This window comes from Ensifer sp. EB106-03-01-XG145, assembly GCF_058792075.1.
On sequence record NZ_JBYTEC010000026.1, the window covers coordinates 40732 to 49718 of the forward strand.

An 8987-nucleotide genomic window follows, 5' to 3' on the forward strand; every position below is an offset into this window, starting at 1 on the left:
CGTTTACTTCAAACCGGCGCAGAAATCAGCGATGCGGTCGCAGGCCTCGCTCAGCTGTTCCATGCTGGTGGCATAGGAAATGCGGAAGAACGGGCTCATGCCGTAGGCAGCCCCCTGCACGGTCGTCACGTGATGTTCGTCGAGCAGCGCCAATACGAAATCCGTGTCGTTCTCGATCCTGCGACCTTTCTTGCTGGTCCGGCCGATGAGCTCGGCAATGTTCGGGAAAACGTAGAATGCACCTTCCGGCTTATGGCAGCGGATCCCTTCGATTGCGCCCAGCCGCTCAACCACGAAGTCGCGCCGCTTCCTGTAGATTGCCGCCCGTTCGCTAAGGATGTCCTGCGGTCCGTCCAGCACGGCGGCAACAGCGGCCTGCGTGATCGTCGACGTACCGCCGCTGTTCTGGCCGTTGACGTTGCTGATCGCCTTGATCAGGTCCTTCGGACCGCCGCAGAAACCAAGACGCCAGCCGGTCATCGCATAGGCTTTCGAAGCACCGTTGACCGTCAGCACGCGATCCCTAAGGCGCGGTTCGACTTCGGCAATAGTGCAGAACTCGAAGTCGTCGTAGATCAGGTGTTCGTACATGTCATCGGTCATGATCCAGACATCCGGGTGCCTGAGCATCACCTCGGCAATTGCTTTCATCTCGGCGCGTGAGCAGGCAGCACCGGTCGGGTTGTTCGGGAAGTTCAGAAACAGCCACTTGGTGCGCGGCGTGATCGCGGCTTCGAGGTCTTCGGCCCTGAGTTTGAATCCGTTCTGTTGCGGGCAATCGACCGGCACCGGTACCGCGCCGGCGAATTTCACGATATCCGCATAGCTGATCCATGAGGGCGAAGGGATGACGACCTCGTCGCCGGGATTGCAGGTGGCAAGGACGGCGTTGAAGATGATCTGCTTGCCGCCGCCGGCCACAACGATCTCGGAGGGATCGAAGTCGAGGTTGTTGTCCCGCTTGAACTTGCGGGCGATGGCCTGCCGAAGTGCGGGCGTTCCGTCGAGTGGTGGATACTTCGTGTCGCCTGCAAGAGCTGCGGCATGGGCCGCCTCGACGGCGTTGGCGGGCGTCGGAAAATCGGGCTCGCCGGAGGAGAGGCTGATGACCTTGACGCCGATTGCCGCAAGGTCGCGGGCGCGCTGGCTCATGGCGGCAGAAGCGGAAACGGAAACGTTCTTCAGGCGGTCGGCAATAGCGGGCATGGTCGTTGCTTTCGATAGGGACGGATAAGGTTTTGCAGTGTGCGAGGGCTCAACCCAGAAGCTTGGAGACGGGCGTGACCACGCCGCCAGCCGCCTCGATTTCGCTGCGGACGGTACTGGCAAGTTCGAGCGAACCCGGCGTATCGCTGTGCACGAGGATGGAACGAGCCAGCATGGGGATCACGGTCCCGTCGATGGCGGTTACGGTCCCCTCGATCAGAAACTGCCGTACCCTTGCGCGCACCAGGGCCTCCTCCTTGACGAGGGCACCGGGCTTGCCACGCGGCACGAGTTTGCCTTCGGCGTCATAGGCGCGGTCCGCAAGGAAGAGGGTCAGCGTCTTGAGCCCGGCATCGAGCGCCGCCCGTTCAATGGTGCTGCCGGACGTGCCAAAGACAATCAATTCGGGATCGACCGCACGGATCGCCGCCATCATCGCAGCCGCCAGGGTCGGGTCGCGATTGACCATGTTGCCCATTGCAGCATGAAAACTGACATGGGAGACGCGCACACCTTCCGCGCGGGCGATCGCAATCAGCGCGCCCAGCTGGTAGAGCATCTGCTGGCGCAGTTCATCAGGAGCGAAGGGCAGTTCGCGGCGGCCAAAACCTTGCCGGTCCGGCAAGCCCGGATGTGCACCGACATCAACTCCCCTCGCCCGTGCGAGACGCACCATCCGGGCCATCGTCTCCGGGTCGCCGGCATGAAAGCCGCAGGCGACGTTGGCAGAGGTCACGACATCCATCATCGCCTCATCGTCGCAAAGCGAATAGGGTCCGAAGCCCTCGCCCATATCGGAATTGAGATCCACCTTCATGAATGTCTCCTAAGCCATGGCGGCGAGCGCCTTGCGGACGAGGCGCGCGGTATTTCTGATGTCTTCGACATAGGCGGCGAGCGCCTTCTCAATGGCCCGAGCCTCAGCGTGCGTGGCCGGCACGAAACGCAGCGTCGAACCGATGCGAGCCTGCCCCATCCGCCAGAGATCCGCCTCGATGACGCCGGCGATCTTCGGATAGCCTCCGGCCGTGTTGGCATCGCTCATCTGGACGATCGGTTCGCCTGAAGGCGGCACCTGGATGACACCGGGCACGACGCCGTGCGAACGCATCTCCACCACCTCCACCGCATGGATCGGATCTCCGCTGAGACGGTAGCCGGTGCGGTCGCTGCGCGCCGAGATCTTCCACGGCTGGCGCCAGAACCGGTCCGCGTCGGCTCCGAAGAGGTCGTGTTCGCCGGCCGGGAGTGCGCGAATGAGAAGCGCACCGTGTTCGTCGACAGGAAACACATCCTTCAAAGCAACCGCTGGCGGCACAACGCCTAAACCACCTTTCGGCAGGACAGCGGGTTCAACCGGACCGGTCGCGATGCCGTCGCCGGCGGCAAGGGTCCTGCCCGCAAGCCCGCCGAAGCTTCCACGCAACGACGTGCTGCGCGATCCCATCACCTGCGCCACGTCGACGCCGCCAGCCAGGCTCATATAGGCCCGCGCATCGCGAAGCGGCGGGAAGAGCTCCAGCACCTGACCGGCCTCAGCTTCCGCAGCCCACCAGGGCGGCAGGGCGACACCATCGAGCTTCGCCCTGCAATCGGCACCCGTAAGCGCGAATGCGCCACCCTTGGCAAAACATAGCCGGAAGGGGAAAGTCTGGACCTCGATGACGGCGGCACCCTGCGCATTGCCAAGGAGAATGTTGCCGATCTCCAGTGCCAGGGGGTCCATTGCTCCTGAGGCCGTGACCCCGATATTCCGATAGCCCGGACGCCCCCGATCCTGGACAGTGTTCAGCGGGCCGGTTTCGAGGATTTCGATCACAACTCGATCCTTTCAGGGCGGAAGCGCACGGTATCGCCAGGCGCCATCAAGGCGGGCGCTGCAGCCAGCGGATCGAACATCTGAAGTTCGGCAAAGCCGATCGAATTCCATCCGTTCGGGCCGGTCAGCACGGCCACACCGGTTTGCATGCCGCCGATCGTGACGCAGCCCCGCGCCATCTTGAGCGAGGGCACGGTCTTTCGCGGCATGTGGATGCGTGGATCAAGCCCGTGCAGGTACCCGAAGCCCGGCGCACTGCCGAGAGCGAAGACGCGATAGATGCCTTCGTGATGAATACGTACGACTTCCCGGTCGCTGAGACCGCTGAGGTCACAGAGCGCCGGCAGGTCGGTGGCATGTTCGCCGCCATAGGTGACGGAGATTTCAATTTGCCGACCGGCAAGTTCGATGCCCTGCGAATGCTGCCATTCGTCCTGCAGGTGCCGGACGACCGCTTGCGGATCGTCCGGGGTCTCCTTCAAGAGGACCAACAGGTTGGTCATGCCAGGAACGATTTCGGCGACGTCTTCGTGCGTCTCGAGCGCGCGGGAGAGCGCCCAGATGCGCCTCTGGTTCGGCAGGTCGAAGGCCCCGGGTGCTTCGAGCAGAAAGGCACGCGTGCCGATGAAGGAAATCTTCGCCAGCGCCTCGGTATTCGGGACGATTGAGGCAGGCGACGGGAACGGGGCCTGTTGCAGGAGGCTCATTGGGCGTGTTCCATGGTCAAAACGGGATCTCCGTAGCCGATCAACTCTCCGGCACGGGCATGAACGCCTGCGACGATCGCGGTTGCCGGCGCGACCACCGGGACGAGGATGGGCCCGACCTCGACAAAACCGGCGATATCGCCGGCTTCGAGCGCTCGGCCCTCACCGGCAAGCGGTGAAGCGTCTGATCCAGCGGGATGTCGGTCGCGAAAAACCCCGGCAAGCGGCGCCTTGACGGCCCGGCCTTCGGGCACCAACGAGGTCACATCCTGAGCCTCTTGACGACGCTCGACAGGGCTGGTGTCGGGGGCCAGCACGATCTTCAAGGCGTGGCCGTCCTTCGTGCTGATCTCCAACTCGCTCGCGCCGGAAGCGCCAAGCCAGGTGGTCAGAGTGGAGATGAGGGCCGGATCGGAGAAATCACCGATCCCGGATCTGCCTGACGAGTGGTCACGCCTTGACACCGGCTTCCTCCCTCAAACGTTTTTCAAGATGATGGATATCGACGCAGCCCTGCATGAAATCCGGATCTGCAAAGATCCTTTCGTGCAGCGGGAGGTTGGTGGAGATGCCTTCGATCCTGGTTTCCGAAAGCGCGACCTGCATGCGCCGGATCGCCTCGTCGCGGGTCGGGGCGTGGGCGATCAGCTTGGCAATCAGGGAATCATAGTATGGGGAAACCCGGTATCCGGCCGAGATGTGGGTATCGACGCGAATGCCCGGTCCGCTTGGAAAACGAACCGCTGAAATGCGGCCGGGAGCGGCCACGAAAGTGGTCGCGTCCTCTGCATTGATACGGCATTCGAAGGCGTGTCCTTGCGCCTCTCCGCGGAAACGGCGCGTGTCGAGCACGTCGCCCTGGGCCGAACGCAGCTGCTCGTGCACGAGATCGACGCCCGCTGTCGCCTCCGTCACGGGATGTTCGACCTGGAGCCGGGTGTTCATTTCGATGAAGTAGAACTCGCCGTGCTCGTAAAGGAACTCGAAGGTCCCAACCCCACGATAACCGATCTGCCGGCAGGCCTCCGCGCACCGCGCGCCGATCCTCTCTGCGAGTTCCGGTGCAATACCGGGTGCCGGCGCCTCCTCGACGACCTTCTGGTGCCGTCGCTGAACGGAGCAATCGCGATGACCAACCCAGACTGCATTGCCGTGATTGTCGCAGAGCACCTGGAATTCGACATGGCGCGGGTGCTCCAGAAACTTTTCCACGTAGAGCTCAGGCTTGCCGAAGGCGCGGCGCGCCTCCTCGCGCGTGATCGCGACCGCATCGGCTATATCGGCGCCATCGCGCACGACGCGCATGCCCCGCCCGCCGCCGCCGCCGGCCGCCTTGACGATGACCGGGTAACCAATGGCCTCAGCGGTGGCGCGCACGGCATCTATGTTATCAGGTAGAGGCTCGCCCGGTCCCGGCACGCAAGGGACGCCGGCCGCCATCATCGCGCGCTTCGCGGCGATCTTGTCGCCCATGATGCGGATTGCCGAGGCCGGCGGGCCAACGAAAGCCAGTCCGGCCCTTTCGACCGCTTCGGCGAATTCCGCATTCTCCGAGAGAAACCCGTAACCCGGATGGATCGCCTCCGCGCCGGTCACACGCGCAGCAAGGAGGATCGCCGCCTGGTTGAGATAACTCCTGGCTGGTGCGGACGGCCCGATCGAAAGCGGACCGCCTTCGCCCGGTGCTGCCGCGCCGGCCCTATCTGCCTCGGATGCAACACGGATCGCGCGAAGGCCGAGTTCCTTGCAGGCCCGTTCGATCCGGACGGCGATTTCTCCTCGATTGGCGATGAGGACGGACTGGAATGGATGACCGGTTTTCCGGGTGACCTCGAAAGACGCGTCCATCACCCGATCTCCACGAGCGGGTCGCCAAAGGCGACCTCCTGGCCGTCCGCAAAGAAGATGCGTTTGACGATACCGCCGAACGGAGCCGAGATGGTCGTGAAGACCTTCATCGCCTCCACGATGCAGAGAGCCTGACCCACCTCTACCGGATCGCCTTCCGCCACGATTGGAGCGGATCCCGGGCTGTTTGACTGATGTACGATGCCTGAGGTCGAAGCACGAACAAGCTGCGTTTGCGGCTGGTCGTCCAACCTTGGCGGCTCGACCGTCGTTGGCGTTGCCTGCACGGTGGTTGGGATTTCCAGGTCGGCTACACGAACCGGATTGCGAATGACGACAGTCGTGTCCGCATCGCTGACTGCCAGCTCCGAGACACGCGAACGCCCGACAAAGTCGAGAAGCGTCTTGATCTTTTGCAGATCCATTGTTTTCCCCACGGAACGAAGGTCACCGGGGTGCGGTCCTGAGAGCCGTGATCCGTCCGGTGCAGTTGGGGAAATCTTACACAGCATCCCGTTTGATGGGGGCAGACAAACTTTGAATAGAGAGAACCACCGCTCCCTCTCCCGCTGCTCCACGAGGACTCTTGGACGAATGGCCCGCACGAGTTGGTTTCGAAGATCACAGATAATCCGGGCCGCCGTCACAACATCGTCACGAAACACACGAACAACTCGCTGCGTATAGATGGCGGAGGCTCAGATGGACTACTTCAGGCGCTTCACCTTTTTGTTCGCGACACCCGCCTTCGACAGCGAGGACCTGGAGGGGGCCCGCTACCACCAGATCGTTGAGGAGATCGAACGGTCCGGTTTCGAGGTGGTGCGCGCACGCAATCTTGAAGACGCCGAAATCGCCGTCCAGACGGACGCGGCCATCGGTTGCATGATGGTCGATTGGGGCAAGAAGGGCATGGAGGGCAAGACAGCCTCCCTCATCAATCTGATGCGCCGCCGAGGTCTCGAATTTCCGATCATTCTCTTGATCCGCCGCAAGCGCTTCGAGGATGTGCCGGTAGAAGTGCTCGACTTCATCGACGGTTATGTCTTCCTGTCCGAGGAGACCCCCGCCTTCATCGCAAAGAATCTCATCAGCCGCCTCAAGCAGTATGCCGAGACGATGAAGACACCTTTCTTTGGCGCGCTGGTGGATTACGCCGAGGAAGGCAACCAGCTCTGGACATGTCCCGGTCATAATGGGGGCGTGTTCTATAGCCGCAGCCCGGTCGGCCGCGTGTTTATGGAGCATCTGGGCGAAGCGGTTTTCCGCGACGATCTCGACAATTCCGTGCTCGACCTCGGCGATCTCCTGACCCATGAGGGCCCGGCGCTCGCGGCGCAGAAGGAAGCCGCCAAGATTTTTGGCGCGGAGAAGACATATTTCGTCCTCAACGGCACCTCGACCTCCAACAAGGTCGCGCTCTCCGCCCTCGTCACCGATGGCGACCTTGTTTTGTTCGACCGCAACAACCACAAGGCAGCCCATCACGGCGCGCTGATGATCTCCGGCGGTATCCCGGTCTATGTGCCGACCGCGCGAAACGCCCATGGCCTGATAGGGCCCATGGATTTTGGCTCCCTGAACGAGGAGACGCTGCGGGAACGCATCCGCACCCACCCATTGGTCAAGGACCCCAACGCCTGGCAAAAGCCGCGCCCGTTTCGGGTGGCGGTGGTGGAACAGTGCACCTATGATGGCACGATCCACAATGCGGAGATGATCCTGAAGGCCATCGGGCATCTGTGCGACTACATCCTGTTCGACGAGGCCTGGGCGGGCTTCATGAAGTTTCATCCGCTCTATGCCGGTCGTTTTGCCATGGGCCTTGCAGAACTCGGACCCGAAGCGCCGGGCATCATCGCCACGCAATCCACGCACAAGCAGCTTGCGAGCTTTTCACAGGCTTCGCAGATCCACATGAAGGATCGGCACATCACCGGCCAGAAGCGCCGGGTCGAACACCGGCGCTTCAACGAGAGTTTCATGCAGCACGCGTCGACATCGCCCTTCTATCCGCTCTTCGCCTCCCTGGACGTCGGCGCGCAGATGATGAAGGGCCGCTCTGGCGAAGTGCTGTGGGACGATACGATCCGCCTCGGCATCGAACTGCGCAAGAAGATACGGGCCGTGCGCCGGGAGTTCGAGGAGAAGGAGCGTCGGCCCGAGCGCCGCTGGTTTTTCGAGCCCTTCGTGCCGGACCGTGTGGCGATGCCGGATGTGGCAAGCCCTGGAGCGGTGCACGACGTGCCCTGGGAGAGTGTTGCCACCGATCAGCTCGCCACCAACCCGGCCTTCTGGCACCTCGCCCCAGGTGCTGCGTGGCACGGCTTTTCCGATATGGCGCCGGGCTTCGCAATGACCGATCCCAACAAACTCACGCTGCTCACGCCCGGATTCGACAGAGCGACCGGCGCATATGCCGAGCACGGCATTCCGGCGCCGATTGTCGCGCAATACCTGCGTGAGAACCGGATCGTCGCGGAAAAGAACGACCTGAATTCCCTGCTGTTCCTGCTCACGCCCGGCGTCGAGGCAAGCAAGGCGGGCACATTGATCAGCGGCCTTGTCGCTTTCAAGCGGCTTCATGACGACAATGCGCCTCTGGAAGAGGCGATCCCGGAATTCTATCGTCGCCGGCCCGGTCGTTACGCTGGCGTGCGGTTGCGAGACCTGTGCGGCGATATGCATCGCTTCTTCCGCGACGCCAATGTCAGCGCGCTGCAGGCGAAGCAATTTTCCGAAGCGCACCTGCCTGATATCGCCCTTTCGCCCCACGACGCGGCGCGCTGCCTCGTGCGCAACGATGTGGACTATCTTCCGATCGACGCCATCGCCGGACGGATCGCAACGACGCCTTTCGTCGTCTATCCGCCGGGGATCGCCACCATCGTGCCGGGCGAGCGGTTGACCGAGCGTGCGCAGCCAATGATCGAATACCTCAAGATGTTCGAAGCCTGTTTCAACACGTTTCCCGGCTTTGACGTCGAGATCCAAGGTCTCTACCGTGAAACGGACGCATCGGGCCGCGTACGACTTCATACCTACGTCGTCGCCGAATAGGATTTAGGAATTTCGGATCCCTCATGCCGCAGGACAAGTCAATCGTCATTCGCCCGTCGCGGGACGGCGACGTGGACGCGATGCTGGCGATCTATCGCCGCCACATTCGCCGCGGCATCGAGGAGGGTGTGGACGAGGGCGACACGCCGCAGCCGGACGATCTGCGCGAGCGGCGGAAGAACTTGAAGAGCCGCCGCTTCCCGCACCTTGTCGCGATCAAGGAGGGCGCAGTGGTCGGCTACGCCTATGTCGTACTGTTTCGCAAGCGACCTGGAGACCTCGAATTACCGCTGATTTGGTGATCGGCGGCGCGGCCTGATGGCTGTTGGCGTCTTTCGCCTGCGATT

The 8987-nt window shown here is 62.7% G+C and carries 8 protein-coding genes and 1 pseudogene; 2 read left to right on the forward strand and 7 right to left on the reverse strand.

The annotated features are described in order from the left end of the window. Window positions 1-3: 3 nt before the first annotated feature. Genes AC3WWH_RS30910 through AC3WWH_RS30940 form a run of 7 tightly spaced genes read right to left on the reverse strand, consistent with a single transcriptional unit; the run spans window position 4 to window position 6005 of the window. Window positions 4-1206, reverse strand: coding sequence for a pyridoxal phosphate-dependent aminotransferase (locus AC3WWH_RS30910; RefSeq protein ID WP_058322054.1), 1203 nt, complete (start codon window positions 1204-1206; stop codon window positions 4-6). Window positions 1207-1255: 49 nt separating this feature from the next. After that, window positions 1256-2023, reverse strand: a complete 768-nt coding sequence (locus AC3WWH_RS30915; protein ID WP_058322053.1) for a LamB/YcsF family protein — start codon at window positions 2021-2023, stop codon at window positions 1256-1258. Window positions 2024-2032: 9 nt separating this feature from the next. After that, window positions 2033-3025 (reverse strand): 5-oxoprolinase subunit C family protein, encoded by a 993-nt coding sequence (locus AC3WWH_RS30920; protein WP_492377450.1) that lies wholly within the window; start codon window positions 3023-3025, stop codon window positions 2033-2035. Next, complete coding sequence (pxpB, locus tag AC3WWH_RS30925; protein ID WP_058322052.1) at window positions 3022-3732, reverse strand: 5-oxoprolinase subunit PxpB; 711 nt, start codon at window positions 3730-3732, stop codon at window positions 3022-3024. The genes AC3WWH_RS30920 and pxpB overlap by 4 nt, the downstream gene beginning before the upstream one ends. Continuing rightward, window positions 3729-4196, reverse strand: coding sequence for a hypothetical protein (locus AC3WWH_RS30930; RefSeq protein ID WP_058322051.1), 468 nt, complete (start codon window positions 4194-4196; stop codon window positions 3729-3731). The genes pxpB and AC3WWH_RS30930 overlap by 4 nt, the downstream gene beginning before the upstream one ends. Then, window positions 4183-5580, reverse strand: a complete 1398-nt coding sequence (locus AC3WWH_RS30935) for an acetyl-CoA carboxylase biotin carboxylase subunit (RefSeq protein ID WP_113399309.1) — start codon at window positions 5578-5580, stop codon at window positions 4183-4185. Before AC3WWH_RS30935 ends, AC3WWH_RS30930 begins: the two co-directional genes overlap by 14 nt. Beyond that, window positions 5580-6005, reverse strand: a complete 426-nt coding sequence (locus AC3WWH_RS30940; RefSeq protein WP_113399310.1) for a biotin/lipoyl-containing protein — start codon at window positions 6003-6005, stop codon at window positions 5580-5582. The genes AC3WWH_RS30935 and AC3WWH_RS30940 overlap by 1 nt, the downstream gene beginning before the upstream one ends. Window positions 6006-6282: 277 nt before the next feature. On the opposite strand from AC3WWH_RS30940, the gene AC3WWH_RS30945 reads away from it, so the two are divergent. Further along, on the forward strand, window positions 6283-8640 hold the full coding sequence (locus tag AC3WWH_RS30945) for an Orn/Lys/Arg family decarboxylase (protein ID WP_492377451.1): 2358 nt from the start codon (window positions 6283-6285) through the stop codon (window positions 8638-8640). Window positions 8641-8663: 23 nt separating this feature from the next. Beyond that, window positions 8664-8912, forward strand: a pseudogene (locus tag AC3WWH_RS30950) (GNAT family N-acetyltransferase); the annotation flags it as partial. Window positions 8913-8987 lie beyond the last annotated feature (75 nt).

Excerpts from the sequence above, each read along its gene's own strand:
- AC3WWH_RS30945 (WP_492377451.1), top strand. The coding sequence starts at position 6,283 with ATGGACTACTTCAGGCGCTTCACCTTTTTGTTCGCGACACCCGCCTTC.
- AC3WWH_RS30915 (WP_058322053.1), bottom strand. The coding sequence starts at position 2,023 with ATGAAGGTGGATCTCAATTCCGATATGGGCGAGGGCTTCGGACCCTAT.
- AC3WWH_RS30910 (WP_058322054.1), bottom strand. The coding sequence starts at position 1,206 with ATGCCCGCTATTGCCGACCGCCTGAAGAACGTTTCCGTTTCCGCTTCT.
- AC3WWH_RS30935 (WP_113399309.1), bottom strand. The coding sequence starts at position 5,580 with ATGGACGCGTCTTTCGAGGTCACCCGGAAAACCGGTCATCCATTCCAG.
- AC3WWH_RS30940 (WP_113399310.1), bottom strand. The coding sequence starts at position 6,005 with ATGGATCTGCAAAAGATCAAGACGCTTCTCGACTTTGTCGGGCGTTCG.
- pxpB (WP_058322052.1), bottom strand. The coding sequence starts at position 3,732 with ATGAGCCTCCTGCAACAGGCCCCGTTCCCGTCGCCTGCCTCAATCGTC.